Raw genomic sequence first — 18,147 nt, 5'->3', positions numbered from 1 at the left:
CCATGGACTCCCACTTGCATTCAACGCTTTGCTTCATTATGATAGGGGAAATAATGGCCTCTAATTGATCGCAAAGAAGTAGGAGGACAACCAGATGAACGAACGCATCCTTGTTATAGAAGATGAAGATGGCATCGCCCGCATTCTGCAGCTTGAGCTTGAGCACGAAGGCTATTCCGTAGGCCGTGCCGCAGACGGCAGGAGCGGAATAACACAAGCGGAATCGAATGAGTGGGACCTGGTCCTGCTGGATGTCATGCTGCCGGAGCTGAACGGCATTGAGGTATTGCGCCGTCTGCGAAACGCGGGCAATCCGATACCGATCATCCTGCTGACCGCACGGGACACGATACCGGATAAGGTCAGCGGCTTCGAGCATGGCGCCAATGACTATATTACGAAGCCGTTTGCAATGGAGGAATTGCTTGCGCGGGTTCGTAATTTGCTTCGCATATTTCAACAGCAGCCGAAGGAGACGGAAAGTCCGGATATTCTCAAGACTGCGGATCTTTCCATTGAACTGCGCTCCAGGAAGGTCTTCCGCAAAGATATCCCGATTGAACTGACGCCGCGGGAGTTCGAGCTGCTGGTTTATTTGGCCGAGCATAAGAATGAAGAGAAATCGCGGGAGGACATCCTGTCCGAGGTTTGGGGATATGATTTTATCGGAGAGACCAACCTTGTCGACGTGTATATCCGATATCTGCGCCAGAAAATCGATAAAGGCTACCGGCATAAGCTGATTCATACCGTCCGCGGGGTAGGTTATATGCTTAAGGAGCCGGACTCATGACCTTACGGAGAAGGTTCACATTTTTTACGATTTTCTGGTTAATCTTCATCCTGATTTTGTTTAACATTTTCGTCTATCTGTTTGTGATCAAGATATCGATGCGCAGTGAAGATCAGCTGCTGACGAACAAAGTGAATATTCTGCTGGAGGACAAGCGGATCAACGACCCGCTGAGACTGAAGGAATATGATCTTCTGCGGGACTATTACAATGTGAGCGAATTGATCCGCATTGTCGACCCGCAGGGCAAGGTCATTAATGTACAGGGCTCCGACCCGCAGCTTTTGGATTTGAAGCCGGTGTTTACCACACAGCATGACACCGGCATGATTTTTATCGATGGGCGCAGAGCGCTGTATATGAAGGTTCCGCTTTACCAGGAGTCTCAGGTGATCGGGACACTCGAGCTTTACCGCAAGCTTACATTGTTGGACAGCTACCTGCAGGTTCTGGTTATCGCACTTTCGATTACCAGCATCGGTGCGGTTTTGTTTGCTATATTGGGGACCTACTGGTTTACCTCCAGGCTGACTTCGCCGATCCAGCATATGGTCCAGACGATGCGGGAGATCGACCGCAGCGGCAAGCTTCGTCTGATTGAACTGAATCAGAAGGATCAATCGGCGGAGCTGCTGCAGCTTGCCAGAGCCTTTAACCAGATGATTAACCGGCTGGACCGGACCTTCGAGCATCAGAAGCAGTTTGTGGCGGATGCCTCCCATGAATTGAAAACCCCGATTACGGTGATCAGCAGCTATGCAAACATGCTGAAGCGGTGGGGAAGGGACGACGAGAAAATCCGCGACGAAGCGATTGAAGCGATCAGCAAAGAATCCCAGCGGCTGCAAAACCTGACAAAATCCATGCTAATGCTGGCACAGGCGGAGCAGGAGGCCTGGCTGAACATGGAGACCTTCAATGTGGTCCAGCTGGCCGATGAAACGGCCGATATGCTGTATATGACCTTCCAGCGCCTGATACGCGTGCATTCGCCCAAGCCGGAGCTTAGGATTACAGCGGATAAGGAGAAAGTCCGTCAGCTGATGGTCATCCTGCTGGACAATGCCATCAAATACAGCAAAGAGCCGATAGACATAACCTTCACGTTAACCAAATCCTCCGTCCGCATCGCGGTTTCCGACAAAGGGATCGGTATACCCGAGGAAGAAATGCCATATTTATTTGAACGCTTCTTCCGGGTGGATGGAGCAAGAAGCCGTTCCACCGGTGGAGTCGGACTCGGACTATCCATTGCCAAGCGGATTGTAGAGCTGCACGACGGTCAAATCGATGTCTCCAGCAAGCATGAGCAGGGGACCACGATTACCATTATTTTACCGCAAAAAAAATAAGCCGGTCTTTAAGCGACAACCGCTTCGCAGGTTCAATGTGCTGAATGCGAAGCCGTTCCCGTTTTGACCGGCATTATTTTTCACTTGTACGTAATACAGGAGGGCTAAAGAACGCGTCTAGCGGTTACATAATGGGAGTTCCAGTAGGAATTGCTGAGACTTGTAAATTTCACGCCTCCAGTGCCGTATGTATGAAGTACTTTGTTGTTGCCGGCGTATATAGCCGCATGTCCCACTTTTTTACCGGAGCTGGGAGTGGAGAAGAAAACAAGATCGCCAACTTTCAAGTTCTTGCGCGCAACATACGTTCCTTTTTTGGATTGGGCCGATGAAGTGCGGGGCAGTGTAATGCCGACTTTCTTGAATACATATTGGGTGAAGGATGAACAATCGAATGCAGTGCTGATTCCGCTGGCAGCGCCAAGTTTATATTTGACGCCCAAGTAATTGTCGCCCAATTTGATTACTTTGCTTCCGGTGGAAGCCGTTGCCGCCTCTGCTTTGGGGACATGACCCGCTGCCAGAGAAGAAATACCTATAACTGCACTGATACCTACGACAGCCAATTTGCGAAACAGAATAGCTTTTATCATTTTGTTGGTTGCACCTCTCGAATCTCTCTGGTTGAAAGTCACTTGCTTACTATAGCAGATGAAAAACATCTCAATTTTTACCATTGAGAGAAAAAGGATAGAGTTACCAAAGGTTGCAGTGAATTTATTAAAAAATCATTAGAATTCCTTAATATATATGGGGGAGAGGCCATGTATAAAGAATTGATCGTATTTGCTTCGGGGCGTCCGGTAAAAGTCGTGATCCGCAATTATACGCTGGATGACACAGACGGCATGATCGCTATCCAGAAGGCTTGTTTTCCTCCTCCGTTTCCTTCGGACCTGTGGTGGAATGAAGAGCAGCTTAGAGAGCATGTAACTCGTTTTCCCGAAGGAGCGATATGTGCGGAGGCGGACGGCCAATTAATCGGTTCAATGACCTCGCTGCTGCTTCAGGACGCATCCTTGTCAGGCAGACACAGCTGGGAGTCCATCACGGACAGCGGCTACATTCGCAACCATGACTCTTCTGGTGATACCCTGTATGTGGTTGATCTGGGAGTTATCCCTATTTTTAGAAAAACAGGGATAGGAAAATGGCTGATGCAGTCTCTTTATGAGGTTGTTGTTCATTTGCAGTTGAAAAGGCTGCTTGGCGGCGGCCGCATGCCTGGCTATCATGTGGTGTCCGCTGAGAAGTCCGCTGAACAATATTTGACAGATGTGGCAGCGGGCGTTCGCAGTGATCCTGTGATTTCCTTCCTGCTGCGCTGTGGGCGTCTTCCTGTGGGCATCATGGAGAATTACCTCGAGGATGAGGAATCCTGCCATTATGCGGCGCTTATGGAGTGGCGTAATCCGTTCATGTCCCATAAATCTTGAAGAATGGAGTGATCGTAGATGGACTATGTTCGCGTGCAATCAATCAAAGATCCGTTATTTGTTAAGATGCATCAGCTCATGCAGGTGGTGTTCCCGCCGGAAGAGGTTTACGCTTTTGAAAAATGGGAGGGACCGCTTCAGGATGGCGGCATTCACGTGTATGTCGCCGTTGACGGTGAAGATGTGGTAGGAGCTACCGAGTACCGTTATTATCCCGATATGCGCGTTGCGATGACGGACTTTACGATCATTGGTCGGGAGAATCTGGGGATTGGTCGTTTTCTGCTGCGCAGCCGGGAGAAGCATATTGCCCAGCTTGCTAGGGAGAGCGGCACAGAGCCGATCGGGATGTTCGCCGAAATTTACAATCCGCAGACTGTAGACTATCATTTTGGCGGCGTAGCGCCGATGAATCCGCATATTCGCCGCGAAGTACTCTCACATGTCGGTTACAAGAGGCTTGATTTTTCTTATCTCCATCCTTCCTGGCAGGAGAACGGGGAAGCGGTTGGCGGATTGGATCTTTGTTTTTTGCCAAAAGACGAGGATTTGAGTGTTCTGCCTTCTTCGTTGGTCGCTGATTTTCTCACCACTTATTATTCCGCGCTTCCGGATAAACCGGACTCTTGGCATGAAATGATCGAAGGCCTTAAGAAGCATGAAACCATTGCTCTGAAAGTATTCTGATCCCAACGAACCGTCGGTCTTAAGTAAGCTAACGTTCCAGCAGTGACTAAGGAGGAAACGATCGTTGTCTACAACCATTACTTTCTGGGGGACGGGGGATTCCATGGGTGTCCCTCGCGTGTATTGCAGCTGTGAGGTGTGCGACGAAGCCCGCCGGGAGGGCGGACTAAATCGCAGATATCGTTCTCTTGTCCATCTGGATGACTCTGAATACGGCACGATGCTGATTGACTGCGGACCGGATTGGCGGGCCCAGATGGAATCAGCCGGTTTGAAGCGCATAGACCGCATTCTGATTACGCATGCTCATTTCGACCATATCGGCGGTTTAGCGGAATGGGCGGACATGTGCCGATGGTTAAACTATCGCGGTGAAGCTTATGCAATGCCGGATGTGATTGCCGAGATCAATCAGCGTTTCCCCTGGATTCATCGTAATATAGATTTCCGGCCGATTACGGCACGGCTCCAATTCGGCTCCTGGGATGTGGACTGCTGGAAAATCAATCATGGCAAAAACGGCTACGCCTATGCCTTCCGGTTCACGCATGGAAGAAGCGGAACGTCCTGGGCGTATTGCTCAGATGCCATCGCTCTTACAGATGAACAGGTCATACCGCTGCAAAATCTGGATCTGCTGGTCCTGGGAACAAGCTTTTATCATGAGCCTTTTCCGTTTGATTCGAGGTCGGTCTATGATGTGACGGAAGCGCTTGAGCTTGTAAGGAATTGGAAAGCGAAGCAGGCGATTTTCACCCATATGTCACACGATATCGATTTAAGGCGTGACTATGGCCTGCCTGATCATGTTTCCTATGCCACTACCGGGCTCAAATTGACGCTTCAGGGATAGGCTTATGCGCTTGACGGACACATTTCTGGAAGTTATGATAAAGCTAATCTCAAATAGCAGGGGGAAATTTTAATGACGGTCGGGATTCTTAACTCGTAATTGGATATTGATACCTCACACTGCAACCTTTAGGAATCGAGTATTCGATGACTCGGCTGCAGTAACTGTAACCGTTAGCAATCGTGTTTCGATTGCTTGGTTAGCAGCAACTGTAACTGTTAGCAATAACAGATGGAATTGCTCAGTTATCAGTTAGTAAGCTTTGAGCATGAATGGGCGTGCCCGATCAAAAGGCAGGTTTGTTCGTTCTTGAATGCTTGTTTAGTGGGGTATCGCCATGAGTTAAGAACATGACGATTTCCGCCTGCTTAAACGGCGAATCAGCGTGCTCTTTATGAGCACGCTTTTTCATTGTCACGATAAGCTTAAGCCAATACTCCTGTTTCCAGTGATGCAGCAGGAAGCCAGAAGGGCTAGCTTTATTCGTACAGCCGTTCACCACAAACAGGAATGGAACGCGGATGCGTTCTGTTCCTGTTTTTTTTATTCACATTTTCACACTACCCAATAGGAGGTATCCTGCAATGATGAACGAGACGAGTATGAACAAACTGGAATTCAACAAAATGAAAGACAAATTGATCCACTACACGGTATCCGATTCGGGGAGGGAGCTTGCACAGCGTCATATCCCTAGCACAAATCCTGCTCAGGTCCGGTCGTGGCTCCGCGAGACGGAGGAAGCAGCAGGACTACTAGCTGCTGGAGCGAGCGTTCCACTCTCAGCCATGGAGGGGATGGTACCGTTTATGGCTTTGCTGGGCAAAGGCAAGATCTACTCCGAGCTTGAGCTGGGGCAGCTGGCGCTGTGGCTTACAGCAGTCTCCCAGATGAAAAGGTACATGGATGCCAAGCGTGATGCCGCCCCCACTATTAGCGGTTATGCCGACTCCATGCATGACTGTCCTGAGCTTCGCAAGGAGCTGGAGCGATGCATCAGGCATGGATTGCTGACAGATCAGGCAAGTCCGGGACTTGCCGATATCCGCCGGCATCTGGAGGCTGCGGAAGAGCGGACCCGCCGCAAGCTGGACCATTCCCTGGGCAAATATAAGAACGCTCTGCAGGAGCAGATCGTGAGCAAGCGCAACGGCCATTATGTCATTGCGGTCAAGCGGGATTTGCGCAAGCAGGTACCTGGAACGGTGTGGGATGAATCAGCAAGCGGTCAGACACTTTTTGTCGAACCGGTTGACGTGGCGGATCTGCAGGCGGAGTGGCAAATGTGGAAGAGTGCGGAGGAGCGCGAGCGGACAGTGATATTATCCGGACTATCGGAGCTGGCCGAACAGGAGACGGACCGCCTGCGGTGGAATGTCGAGGCCATGGCGTCGCTTGATTTTATTTTCGCCAGGGCAAAGCTGTCGCGGTCTTATGAAGGCGTTGCACCGGCGCTCACGGATCGGCCTTTCGTCAAGCTGACAGATGCCAGACATCCTCTGCTCGGAACGGATTGCATTCCGCTGAACGTGGAGATTGGCAGGGATTTCAGACAACTCATCATCACTGGGCCGAATACAGGAGGCAAGACGGTTACGCTTAAGACGATCGGGCTGCTCACACTGATGGTCCAGGCAGGGTTAATGATTCCGGCCGGGAAGGGCTGCGAATTTGGCGTCTTTGCTCATATCATGGCCGATGTGGGCGATGGACAAAGTATAGAGCAGTCGCTCAGCACCTTCTCCGCCCACATGGAAAGCCTGCGCGAAATGCTGATGACCGCAAACGGGCGTACACTGATCCTCCTCGATGAGCTGGCTGCCGGCACTAACCCGGATGAGGGGATCGCGTTATCCATTGCCGTATTGGAGGAATTTCTGGCCAAGCATTCGCTGGTTGCCGCAACGACGCATTTTAATGAAATCAAGCGTTTTGCCGCCCGTACGCAAGGCTGTACCAACGCGCGGATGGCATTCGATGCGAATACACTGAAGCCGCTGTATAAGCTCGAGATTGGGGAGGCCGGCGACAGCTATGCGTTTGCCATAGCCAGACGATACGGCCTGCCGGAGCGGGTGGTGAGCAGGGCTGAAGAGAGAGCCGCCGCCTATCGGACGGGAATGGTTCAGCATTCGGAATCAGCAGATGTGGAAATCAAAGAAGAAGCAAAAACGGAGGTGCCAGACTTTTTCCCGGTCATTGAGCCCAAGAAGAGCGCCACAAACGAAATAAATGCCGGCGAGGACGCCAAGCAGCCATTTGTGGTAGGTGACTGCGTTTGGATCAGCCCCTTGAAGCGAACAGGGATTGTCTACAAGCCGGCTGATGAGCGCGGAGACGTAGTGGTTCAGGTGCAGAAGAATAAATTGACCTTTAATCACAAACGATTATCTTTATATATATCCGGGAATCAGCTCTATCCGGACAGTGAATATGATATGGATATTGTGTTTGATTCCAAGGAAAACCGTAAAACGAGAAAAACCATGAGCCGCAAATATGTCCCCGGACTGAAGATAGTGACTCCTCCAGATGAACAGAAGTCGTAAGCATACGCCCGCCGTTCTCAGTCACGGCTTTCAATAACGAGCAGCAGCCCTTCTCTGATCCGTATGATTGCCTGCTCGCCGGTCATGGCATTGCTGATTCCAAGCGACTGTCCAATTTCCAGGGTTGCTTCATGAAGCGGATATTGGAAGCCGGTCAGCGTGATGCCTGTTACCTCAGCGGTGAGCGGGAGCAGGGACACATACGGATATTCCTTGGCCAGTATTATCTTCTCATCTGAGGTTAAAGAAATACGATTGTGTTTATCAATAATGACAGCGTCTATATTCGCACTGTGGGCCAAGCGCAGAAGATGGACATTGGCAAGGGTATGGTCAAAACGGGTCCCGAGCGCGCCAAGCAAAATAATCTGTCGGGGACGCTTGCTTACCGCAAGATTCCAGGCGAGCTCGGTATCCGTATAATTTTTGTCGATGGGGTCGCAAGGCAGGGTTTCGCCGCTCTCAGCCTGAATCCTCTCCAGCTGCTCTGCGGTCACGGAGTCAAAATCGCCCAGTGAAATATTGGGTTTTATCCCATGTGTAATGAGAAAAAGCGCACCGGCATCGGCGCCAATGATATAATCATTATGCTGGATATGATCAAGCGCCCACAAGTCAAGGGTGCCTCCGGTGAAAATAAGAATGCGATTAATTTGCACGGCTATGGATCGTTCCTCTCCAAAATAATTCTTTTGTCAGTATACCCGGGCTGCACCAAGATTGACCAGTATTAAAAATATCAAATGGCTATTGCCGATTGAGCTGACCGCGGATAAAATGAGAGAGGATTAAAACGAGTCACTCCTGGCGAAGAGGCATTCGCTTTGGTGAATGCTTTGGCTGCCGTGTTGGCAATCGGAGGCAGTATGACGTGAATTATCAACTCAACATGGACATTTTCACAGTGTTCAGCATTATCGGTACGATCGCCTTTGCAGTCAGCGGAGCCATTGTGGCCATGGAAGAGGAATACGATATCCTGGGCGTCTATGTGCTTGGCTTGGTTACCGCATTTGGCGGAGGAGTCATCCGGAATTTGCTCATTGATGTGCCGGTAACGATGCTGTGGACACAGGGAATGCTGCTGAAAACGGCTGTCATAGCCATGACCATTGCTTTTATTCTGCCCGTCAAATGGATCAAGCACTGGAAACGCAGCGAAGCGTTTTTCGATGCGATCGGGCTGTCGGCCTTCGCCATTCAAGGGGCGCTGTACGCAACCGGGAAGCATCCGCTCAGTGCGGTAATTGTAGCCGCCATGCTTACGGGAATTGGCGGGGGGATGATCCGCGATGTGCTTGCCGGCCGGAAGCCGCTTGTGCTCAGAGATGAAATTTATGCGGTATGGGCTATGGCGGCAGGGGCGGCAATTGGACTGGGCTGGTTTACTACCACTCTGGATCTGCTGTTTCTTTTCGTGATCGTGATTGTTTTCAGAATGTTATCGGTACACTACAGATGGAGACTTCCGCGCCGGTCACTAAAATTTGTACTGGCTCAATCTGTTTACGCTGAGGAGCTTCAGGAAGAACGGGCCGCGGAAGCAAAGGACAACAAGGAGAAAGAAGGTCATCTATGATTTCCGTATTATTCGTATGTTTAGGCAATATATGCCGGTCGCCCATGGCAGAAGCCGTTTTTCGCCATCAATTGGTTCAGGCTGGGCTGGAAGGTGTTATCGCCGTTGATTCCGCAGGTACCGGAGACTGGCATTTGGGAAAACCCCCTCACGAGGGAACAAGGGGGCTATTGGACCGGTACGGGATCTCATACGAAGGCATTCGCGCAAGGCAGGTAAGACTGGATGATTACAGCAATAATGATTATATCGTATGCATGGACAATAATAATGAGCGCGATGTGAGACAATTATTCGGAAGCAGATCGGATGGCCACTCCAAGGTGTTCAAATTTATGGATCTGCTGCCGGACCGCAAAACATGCGATGTTCCGGATCCGTACTATACAGGGAATTTTGATGAGGTTTATGAGCTGGTTGCGCTGGGCTGCGCCCGCCTGCTGGAGCGGATAAAGGAAGAAAAGTTAACGCAGGTGTAAAAAAGACCGCAGCTGTTGTCCGATTTACAAATCGGCCACACAGCTGCGGTCTTTATTTTATAAAAAATCATTCGCTGCGCAGGAAGGTGTGCATCGCTTCCGGAATATATTTCTGCCAGAAACCCCACACATGCCGCCCTTCATGTTCACCATAGTGAATACGGGCCCCTCTTTCCTCCAGGATCTGCTTCATCTCCCGGTTGATTTCCACGAAGTTATAGATGCCTCTGTCGGTCTGGTAATCGGTCTCCTGCAAACCTACAATCATATAGAGAGTCAGCCGCTTCAGATCGATTTCTTGGGCAGCTATGGACCGGGACTCGGGGTAATAAGCCCCCGAGAACGAAATAACCTGATGGAACAGCTCCGGATAAGCGAGCGCAATATGAAGGGACACCGTACCTCCGAGCGAGTCTCCCGCCAGAATCCGGTGCGAGGGCTCCTGGCGGGCAGGGTACTTGTCCTCGATAAAAGGAATCAGCTCCTCAGCGAAGAAAGCGACATATCCGTCATAAAGCTCACCATCGGGTGAATATTCCGCCGTGCGCTTCTGCTTGTCCACATCCACGCCGACAATGAGGAATGGCTCTACTCCCTCATCGAGAATGAGCTGGTTGGCAAGTGTGGCGATTCTGCCGAAATTGAAAAAGTCTTCGCCGTCCTGGCAATAGACGACCGGATAGGACAACAGCTCGTTATAACCCGGCGGCAGATAAACGCGCAGTTCCCGTGACCCCTCCGGCAGGTGCTGGCTGCTGACAACCTCTTTTACAATCGTTCTTTTTAAATAGCGTTGATCCGTCATAAATAAATAACTCCTCTCGAATTGCATGGATTGTCATCGTTGTGGGTAAACAAAAGGAAGTGAGATCCACGGAATAACGTTCAAGCTCCCTTAGTGCCGGAATGATCATTCGGGCTCTGTTTTTGATGATAGTGTACTATTCTGTACCAGTAGAAAATTCAATCTGTTACATATACAATGACATGAGTAAATAGTCCGAAACTTAGAAAAATAGAAGGTTTTATCTATTTTATACTTTGACCATCCAGCTTAAACAGGGTTATAATCATTCTATAACAGAGACTCACGGTTTATCAAATATTTAACTGAGGTGAACGATATGAGTAAGGTTCCTTATGAAGTTCAGACAGAACCGGTTCAACCGCTATCCGTATTATCGCCAGATGGTGAAATCGTTAACAAAGATTACCTGCCTGAGCTGTCCGACGATCAGCTGAAAGAAATTATGTACCGTATGGTATTCACTCGCACTTGGGATGAGCGTGCGGTTAATCTTGGCAGACAAGGCCGTCTGGGCTTCTATGCACCGGTATCCGGACAAGAGGCATCCATGATCGGCAGCGAATATGCTTTGAACAAAGAGGATTTTGTTTGCCCCGGCTATCGTGACATGCCGCAGATCGTATGGCATGGTTTGCCGCTATATCAGGCATTCCTGTATTCCCGAGGTCATCAACACGGAGGTCAAATTCCGGAAGGCGTCAATGTGCTGATGCCCCAAATTATTATCGGCGCTCAAATTCTGCATGCCACCGGAGTAGCAATGGCATTCAAGAAACGCAATGAGAAGCGCGTTGCCATTACGTATACAGGCGATGGCGGTTCTTCGGAAGGCGATTTCTATGAAGGCATGAACTTTGCCGGCGTATTCAAGCTTCCGGTCATTTATGTCGTTCAGAACAACGGCTATGCGATCACGACACCATTTGAGAAACAAACTGCAGCGCACTCCATTGCCCACAAAGCATTGGCTGCCGGCATCAAAGGCGTTCAAGTAGACGGGATGGATGTTCTGGCTGTTTACAAAGCCGTATCAGAAGCAGCTGAACGCGGCCGCAATGGCGAAGGCGCGACGTTGATCGAGCTGCTGACTTACCGTTACCGCCCGCATTCCATGGCTGATGACACGTCCAAATACCGCACCAAGGAAGAAGAGGGCGAATGGAGTCTGAAGGATCCGCTCGTACGCTTCGGTAAATACCTGGAGCAAAAAGGTTTGTGGTCGGAAGAAGAAACAGCCCGCGTCAAGGAAGAAGCCAAAGCTGCAGTCAACGAGAATATCAAAAAAGCCGAAGCTACAGAGAAAATGACTGTCAACGGCTTGATCGATTCGATGTTTGAAAACACTCCGCAGCATCTGGAAGAGCAAAAAGTGGATTTTTAATAAGGAATTGTAAATATAGATTTGCAAGAGGATCACAGAAAAACTCAGTGTATGCTTCCGAAGTGAGTCTTTCTGCTCCACAAGGATGAATATGCGAGATGTATCACAGAAAAACTCAGTGTATGCTTCCGAAGTGAGTCTTTCTGCTCCACAAGGATGAATATGCAAGATGTATCACAGAAAAACTCTTAGGAGGAAACTTCAGCGATGGCGCAAATGAATATGAAAGAAGCGATTCGCGACGCGATGCGCGTCGAATTGAAAAATGATCCGAATGTGCTTGTATTCGGAGAGGATGTCGGGAAGGTCGGCGGCGTTTTCCGTGCGACGGAAGGCCTGCAAGGCGAATTCGGCGAAGACCGTGTATTCGATACCCCTCTTGCTGAATCCGCAATTGCCGGCATGGCGGTCGGGATGGGCATTCAAGGCTTTCGTCCGGTAGCGGAGATCCAGTTCGTCGGTTTTATCTATGAAGCGCTTGACCAAATGCTAGTCCAGGCGGCACGTATGCGTTACCGCTCAGGCGGCCGCTACAACGCGCCAATCGTATTCCGTACCCCTTTTGGCGGTGGCGTCAGCGCTGCTGAGCTGCACACCGACTCTCTGGAAGGCATTGCGATTCAAACGCCGGGCATTAAGGTTATTGTACCTTCCAACCCTTATGACGCTAAAGGCCTGCTGGTCTCGGCCATTCGCGACAATGATCCTGTATTCTTCATGGAGCATTTGAACCTGTATCATGCTTTCCGCCAAGATGTGCCTGAAGACGCATATACCGTACCGATTGGCAAAGCCAACATCGTGCGCGAAGGCAGCGACGTGACCATTATCGCTTATGGAGCAATGGTTCATACGGCGGTTAAAGCAGCCGAGCAGCTGGAGAAGGATGGCGTTCAGGCAGAGGTTATCGATCTGAGAACCTTAATGCCGCTTGATATTGATACTATCGTGGCTTCGATTCAAAAAACCAACCGGGCTATCGTTGTTCAGGAAGCGCAAAAAACGTCCGGAGCCGCTGCGGAAATCATTGCCCAAATCAATGAAAAAGCGATTCTTCATTTGGAAGCCCCGGTCCTGCGTGTCGCCGGGCCGGATACGGTTTATCCTTTTGCACAAATTGAGAAGACGTGGCTTCCTACGCCTGAACGCATTATCAAGGCGGTTAACGACGTGAGAAACTTTTAATTGTCTTTATCCCATAATCCAGATTAAACAGACAAGCAGGTCGTGAAGACCTGGAAGGAGGTCACGGGACGTGGCGAAATTTGAGTATCGGTTCCCGGAGCTGGGCGAAGGGCTGCATGAAGGCGAAATCGTCAAGATGCATATTAAAGCCGGCGACACGGTAACAGACGAAGATATCATAATGGAAGTGCAGAACGATAAAGCAATCGTGGAGGTTCCTTGCCCGGTTAACGGCAGAGTGCTTGAAGTTCTCGTGAAGGACGGGCAAGTATGCCATGTCGGCGATGTCGTTGCAATCATTGATGCGGAAGGCGAGCTGCCTCATCAGGAAGAGCGGGAAACGGAAAATCAGGATACCGCAGCTGCCAAAGAGCCTGCAAAAACCGAGCTTCCGGACACGAGCGCTTCCGAGACTTCCAAGGACGCGGCTCCGGAAGCAGCAGAAGCTGCCAAATCAGGCGAGTCTGCCAAGCCGGCAAAAGCTGCAAACAGTCTCGTTCTGGCTACGCCAAGCGTACGCAAGTTCGCACGTGAGAAGGGCGCTGCCATCGCTGATATTTCCGGCTCCGGCAAGAATGGCCGTATCACCCGTGAAGATGTTGAAGCTTTCGCGGCAGGCGGCGGCAAGCCGGCTGCAGGCCAGCAAGCAGGCGCACAGGAAACAACAGCAGCTCAAGGCGCCGCATCCAAGCCGCAAGCGGCAGCTGTTCCGGCTGGCGATCGCATTGAAGAGCGCATTCCGTTCAGAGGCATCCGCAAAATCATTGCCGGAGCCATGGCAAAATCCGTTTATACAGCTCCGCATGTAACGTTGATGGATGAGGTTGATGTTACAGAGCTTGTCGCACTGCGTACGAAAGCTAAGCCGGTTGCAGAGAAGAAGGGTGTCAAGCTGACCTATCTTCCTTTCATCGTCAAGGCGCTTGTCGCTGCTTGCCGTCAGTTCCCGCAGTTGAATTCCATGCTGGACGAAGAAGCGCAGGAAATTGTCTTTAAGAAATATTATAATATCGGCATCGCGACGGATACGGACAACGGCCTTGTCGTACCGGTCATCCATGATGCTGACCGCAAGAACGTGTGGATGATCGCCGATGAGATCAAGGAACTCGCCGGTCGCGCCCGCGACGGCAAGCTTGCCGCTCAAGAGATGAAAGGCGGCACAATTTCCATCACCAACATTGGCTCTGCAGGCGGCATGTTCTTCACGCCGGTGATTAACTTCCCGGAAGTGGCTATTCTTGGCACAGGACGCATTTCTGAAAAACCGGTTGTCAAAAACGGCGAAATCGTCGCGGCATCGGTTATGGCTCTATCACTCAGTTTTGATCATCGGCTCATTGACGGCGCGACAGCTCAGAATTTCTTGAATTACATCAAGCAGCTGCTCGCCGATCCCCAATTGCTTGTAATGGAGGTATAACCCATGGTAGTAGGTGACGCTTCACTAGATATTGATTTGTTAGTCGTCGGTGCAGGTCCCGGCGGTTACGTCGCGGCTATACGTGCCGCCCAGCTTGGACAAAACGTGCTTGTTGTGGATAAAGAATATGTGGGCGGCGTATGTCTGAACGTCGGATGTATTCCTTCCAAGGCACTGATCTCCGCATCCCATCAATACGATTCCATCGGTCATGCTTCGGAATTCGGGATTACCGCTTCGGACGTCAAAGTGGAATGGAGCAAAGTACAGGAATTCAAAAACAGTGTCGTCAAGAAATTAACCGGCGGCGTTGCTTCCTTGCTTAAAGCCAACAAAATCGAATATTTCAACGGCGAGGTTATGTTCATCAATGAAACAGAAGCCCGCGTGTTTAATGATAACGAAGCTCCGCGCTACCGTTTCAAGAACTGCATTATCGCGACTGGCTCCCGTCCTATCGAGCTCAAAGCATTCCCATACGGCGGACGTATCGTATCTTCGACCGGCGCCTTGTCTTTGCCGGAAATTCCGAAAAGCCTCGTTGTAATCGGCGGCGGCTACATCGGAATCGAGCTCAGCCAAATGTATGCGCGCTTCGGCACGAAGGTAACGATTATCGAGGGGACCGAAACCATTCTGCCTGGCTTTGATACTGACATGTCTTCGCTTGTTGCGAAGAAATTGAAGGGTGCCAATGCGGAAATCGTAACGGGCGCTCAGGCCAAAGGCGCGGAACAAACCGACAAGGACGTAACGGTTACGTACACCGTCGGCGGAGAAGAAAAGCAAGTAACGGCTGATTATCTGCTCGTTACGGTTGGACGCCGTCCAAACACGGATGGAGAGCTTGGCCTTGATTTGATCAACCTTAAAATGACCGACCGCGGTCTGATTGAGATTGACGAGCAGTGCCGCACCAGCATTCCGCACATCTATGCGATCGGCGATATCACTGCAGGACCGGCACTTGCCCACAAAGCCATGTATGAAGGCCGTGTTGCGGCTGAAGCGATCGCAGGACAAGCAAGCGCCGTTGATTACAAATGCATTCCGCTTGTTGTCTTCTCCGATCCTGAGCTTTCCAGCGTAGGATACACCGAGAAGGAAGCCAAAGAAAAAGGCCACAACGTGAAAGTCGGCAAATTCCCGTTCAACATCAATGGACGCGCATTGTCGCTCGGCGTGAAAGAAGGCTTTGTCAAAATCATTGCCGATGCGGACAACGAGCTTGTGCTTGGCGCGCAAATCGCCGGTGTGGAAGCTTCCAATATGATTGCTGAGCTTGGTCTTGCCATTGAAATGGGTGCAACGCTTGAAGATATCGCACTCACGATTCATGCGCATCCGACGCTGGGTGAAATTGTTCTCGACGCTGTCGAAGTGGCACTGGGACATCCGATTCATGCCATCGCGAGCAAGAAATAATATTCTTGAGCAGGTTTATAGCATATAAAGAAGAGGTCACGAGCCGCTGCACGAGCGCGTGGCCTCTTTTGTTCAACTTATAGAAATGTATAATGTTTTACATCGTTAAATTTAATATGATTTATTGGAGATAAATTTAGTTGTATTACAAAATATGGATGCTGTCGTTTCTTTATGATACGCTGCATATATTTCAATTGGAAGTATCGCACTCGGCCGTATCGTACGGCTTGAGCCATTTTCTGATCGAAACTATTGAAACAATCCTATTCCGGAGGCGGCCTTATGAGTGAAGCAAGCAAGCTGTCAAGTGAATCAAGGTCGACAATGATGCAGTTGATTTTTCCATCGGATACGAATTATCACGGCACCATGTTCGGCGGCAAGGTCATGGAGTATATGGACAAAATCGCAGCGATTACAAGTATGCGCCATGCCCGCAAGCCGGTCGTCACCGCTTCAACGGACAGCCTTGATTTTGTAGCGCCGATCCGGGTCGGGGAAGTGATTGAAGTCGAGGCATTCATAACCTGGACGCATAAAAGCTCGATGGAGGTCTTCGTGAAGGTCCAGACGGAGAATGTGTACACGGGCAAGCGGAAAACGGCAGTCACCGCATTCTTCTCTTTTGTTGCTCTGGATGAGACCGGAAAACCAACCGGAGTGCCCGTTGTCATACCGGTGACGGATGAAGAAAAGGCGCTGCATGCTTCTGCTCCAGGACGTTACGATCTTAGGATGCAGAGAAAACGGGAAAGACAGAACCCTCAATAAATGCTAAAATAGAAGGATGACACAAATGCAGAAGGGGGATAAATCTGCTTTGAGAGCTTATTTGGATTTATTGCAGGATGTACTGGATCACGGAACGGTGAAGGAAGACCGCACCGGAACGGGAACGACATCGGTATTCGGCCGGCAGATCCGTTTCGATTTAAATAAAGGGTTTCCGCTCGTGACAACGAAGCGCATGCATGTGAAATCCATTATTCATGAGCTGCTGTGGTTTCTGAAGGGCGAGACGAATGTCCGCTATTTGCAGGAGAATGGCGTCCGTATCTGGAATGAATGGGCGGATGAGAATGGTGATCTTGGTCCCGTGTATGGCTCGCAGTGGCGTGCCTGGGAAACGCCGGACGGCCGGAAAATTGATCAAATTGCCCAGGTGGTGGAATCCATCAAGCGTAATCCCGATTCACGCCGGCATATTGTCAGTGCATGGAATGTAGCGGAGATCGAGCATATGAAGCTGCCGCCCTGCCATTTTGTCTTTCAGTTTTATGTGGCTGACGGCAAGCTCTCCTGCATGCTGACCATGCGCTCCTCGGATACATTCCTCGGGCTGCCTTTTAATATTGCACAATACGCGCTGTTAACGCACATGATCGCACAGCAATGTGATTTGGGCGTAGGGGATTTTATATATTCCGGCGGCGATGTTCACATATACAGCAATCACATCGAGCAGGTTAAGCTGCAGTTGACCCGTGAGCCGCTGCCCCTGCCGCAGTTGATTATCAAACGCAAGCCGGATTCGATATTCGATTATACGTATGAGGATTTTGAAATTGCGAATTATCAGCACCATCCGACAATTAAAGCGGAAGTTGCCATATAGGAAGGAGCGGCTGAATCAGTATGTCTATTACGATGATCGCCGCCATGGCGCATAACCGGGTAATTGGCATCGGCAATGCCATGCCTTGGCGCCTGCCTGCCGAGAGCGCTCATTTTAGGCGTTCCACGACAGGAAGAACCGTGTTGATGGGGCGCAAGACCTTTGAATCGCTGGGCAGCAGGCCCCTCAAGGACAGGCTTAATGTTATACTCACACGAAGCAGCGGTTTTTCGCATGACGGCTGTGAGGTTGTTCATACCGCTCAGGAAGCTATGACTCGCTACAATGCAAATACCTGCGAGGAGCTTGTGATCATGGGCGGCGCAGAAGTGTACAACTTGTTTCTGCCCTATGCGGACAAGCTGCTTCTCACTGAAGTGGATGCTGAGGTTGAGGGAGATGCTTATTTTCCGGCCATTAATGAGGATGAATGGGAATTGGCGGGCAGTGAGCCGTTTCAGAGGGATGAGAAGAATGCCTATGATTTCTGCATCCGCACCTATATCCGAAAAACGCCGCGTTCCTGATATCCTGCTTTCGTTATATGACGAACATTCTGTCATTTAGTGCAAATGATTG

18 protein-coding genes are annotated in these 18,147 nt (G+C 50.3%); 15 read left to right on the top strand and 3 right to left on the bottom strand.

The genetic code is table 11. The features are described from left to right. Positions 1-94 precede the first annotated feature (94 nt). Entirely contained in the window at positions 95-793 is a 699-nt protein-coding gene (locus tag AC0YNV_RS25710; protein ID WP_475770574.1) for a response regulator transcription factor, read from the top strand. After that, positions 790-2,145 carry a HAMP domain-containing sensor histidine kinase gene (locus AC0YNV_RS25705; protein ID WP_475770573.1) on the top strand — a complete coding sequence of 452 codons (1,356 nt, stop codon included), beginning with the start codon at positions 790-792 and terminating at the stop codon, positions 2,143-2,145. The genes AC0YNV_RS25710 and AC0YNV_RS25705 overlap by 4 nt, the downstream gene beginning before the upstream one ends. Positions 2,146-2,249: 104 nt before the next feature. Here AC0YNV_RS25705 and AC0YNV_RS25700 read toward each other — a convergent pair whose 3' ends face one another. Next, on the bottom strand, positions 2,250-2,738 hold the full coding sequence (locus AC0YNV_RS25700) for a C40 family peptidase (RefSeq protein ID WP_210040581.1): 489 nt from the start codon (positions 2,736-2,738) through the stop codon (positions 2,250-2,252). A gap of 171 nt (positions 2,739-2,909) precedes the next feature. Between AC0YNV_RS25700 and AC0YNV_RS25695 the strand changes: the two genes are divergently transcribed. The 4 genes from AC0YNV_RS25695 (at position 2,910) to AC0YNV_RS25680 (ending at position 7,670) form a co-directional block, all read left to right on the top strand. Further along, positions 2,910-3,581 (top strand): GNAT family N-acetyltransferase, encoded by a 672-nt coding sequence (locus AC0YNV_RS25695; protein WP_475770572.1) that lies wholly within the window; start codon positions 2,910-2,912, stop codon positions 3,579-3,581. Positions 3,582-3,599: 18 nt separating this feature from the next. Then, on the top strand, positions 3,600-4,268 hold the full coding sequence (locus tag AC0YNV_RS25690; RefSeq protein WP_475770571.1) for a GNAT family N-acetyltransferase: 669 nt from the start codon (positions 3,600-3,602) through the stop codon (positions 4,266-4,268). Between the two features lie 64 nt (positions 4,269-4,332). Next, the gene (locus tag AC0YNV_RS25685; protein ID WP_475770570.1) at positions 4,333-5,121 is read left to right on the top strand and encodes an MBL fold metallo-hydrolase; all 789 of its coding nucleotides are present in this window, start codon (positions 4,333-4,335) and stop codon (positions 5,119-5,121) included. Positions 5,122-5,705: 584 nt separating this feature from the next. Next, the gene (locus AC0YNV_RS25680; RefSeq protein WP_475770569.1) at positions 5,706-7,670 is read left to right on the top strand and encodes an endonuclease MutS2; all 1,965 of its coding nucleotides are present in this window, start codon (positions 5,706-5,708) and stop codon (positions 7,668-7,670) included. 17 nt (positions 7,671-7,687) lie between these two features. Here AC0YNV_RS25680 and AC0YNV_RS25675 read toward each other — a convergent pair whose 3' ends face one another. Further along, positions 7,688-8,329, bottom strand: a complete 642-nt coding sequence (locus AC0YNV_RS25675) for a thiamine diphosphokinase (RefSeq protein ID WP_475770568.1) — start codon at positions 8,327-8,329, stop codon at positions 7,688-7,690. A 230-nt stretch (positions 8,330-8,559) separates the two neighbouring features. On the opposite strand from AC0YNV_RS25675, the gene AC0YNV_RS25670 reads away from it, so the two are divergent. Together AC0YNV_RS25670 and AC0YNV_RS25665 are read left to right on the top strand one after the other, a co-directional pair. After that, the gene (locus AC0YNV_RS25670; protein WP_210041007.1) at positions 8,560-9,249 is read left to right on the top strand and encodes a trimeric intracellular cation channel family protein; all 690 of its coding nucleotides are present in this window, start codon (positions 8,560-8,562) and stop codon (positions 9,247-9,249) included. Beyond that, positions 9,246-9,728 (top strand): low molecular weight protein-tyrosine-phosphatase, encoded by a 483-nt coding sequence (locus AC0YNV_RS25665; protein WP_210040591.1) that lies wholly within the window; start codon positions 9,246-9,248, stop codon positions 9,726-9,728. Before AC0YNV_RS25670 ends, AC0YNV_RS25665 begins: the two co-directional genes overlap by 4 nt. A 67-nt stretch (positions 9,729-9,795) precedes the next feature. Here AC0YNV_RS25665 and AC0YNV_RS25660 read toward each other — a convergent pair whose 3' ends face one another. Next, the gene (locus tag AC0YNV_RS25660; RefSeq protein WP_475770567.1) at positions 9,796-10,533 is read right to left on the bottom strand and encodes an alpha/beta hydrolase; all 738 of its coding nucleotides are present in this window, start codon (positions 10,531-10,533) and stop codon (positions 9,796-9,798) included. 319 nt (positions 10,534-10,852) lie between these two features. On the opposite strand from AC0YNV_RS25660, the gene pdhA reads away from it, so the two are divergent. The 7 genes from pdhA to AC0YNV_RS25625 all read left to right on the top strand — a co-directional run bounded on the left by pdhA (position 10,853) and on the right by AC0YNV_RS25625 (position 18,095). Beyond that, a complete protein-coding gene (gene pdhA, locus AC0YNV_RS25655) occupies positions 10,853-11,917 on the top strand; it encodes a pyruvate dehydrogenase (acetyl-transferring) E1 component subunit alpha (RefSeq protein ID WP_210040595.1) in 1,065 nt (354 codons plus the stop codon). 207 nt (positions 11,918-12,124) lie between these two features. After that, positions 12,125-13,102 carry an alpha-ketoacid dehydrogenase subunit beta gene (locus tag AC0YNV_RS25650; RefSeq protein ID WP_475770566.1) on the top strand — a complete coding sequence of 326 codons (978 nt, stop codon included), beginning with the start codon at positions 12,125-12,127 and terminating at the stop codon, positions 13,100-13,102. Between the two features lie 70 nt (positions 13,103-13,172). Further along, complete coding sequence (locus tag AC0YNV_RS25645) at positions 13,173-14,525, top strand: dihydrolipoamide acetyltransferase family protein (protein ID WP_475770565.1); 1,353 nt, start codon at positions 13,173-13,175, stop codon at positions 14,523-14,525. Positions 14,526-14,528: 3 nt separating this feature from the next. Next, positions 14,529-15,950, top strand: coding sequence for a dihydrolipoyl dehydrogenase (gene lpdA / locus AC0YNV_RS25640; RefSeq protein WP_475770564.1), 1,422 nt, complete (start codon positions 14,529-14,531; stop codon positions 15,948-15,950). A gap of 285 nt (positions 15,951-16,235) precedes the next feature. After that, positions 16,236-16,724: an acyl-CoA thioesterase gene (locus AC0YNV_RS25635; RefSeq protein ID WP_475770563.1), complete on the top strand. Its 489-nt coding sequence runs from the start codon at positions 16,236-16,238 to the stop codon at positions 16,722-16,724. Positions 16,725-16,773: 49 nt separating this feature from the next. Then, on the top strand, positions 16,774-17,568 hold the full coding sequence (gene thyA / locus AC0YNV_RS25630) for a thymidylate synthase (RefSeq protein ID WP_475770562.1): 795 nt from the start codon (positions 16,774-16,776) through the stop codon (positions 17,566-17,568). 20 nt (positions 17,569-17,588) lie between these two features. Continuing rightward, positions 17,589-18,095, top strand: coding sequence for a dihydrofolate reductase (locus AC0YNV_RS25625; RefSeq protein WP_475770561.1), 507 nt, complete (start codon positions 17,589-17,591; stop codon positions 18,093-18,095). The last annotated feature ends 52 nt before the right edge of the window (positions 18,096-18,147 follow it).

Source organism: Paenibacillus sp. JT31N11, from assembly GCF_056269285.1.
The sequence above is the reverse complement of the archived record's forward strand: the minus strand, read 5'-3'. Positions and strand labels throughout refer to the sequence as shown.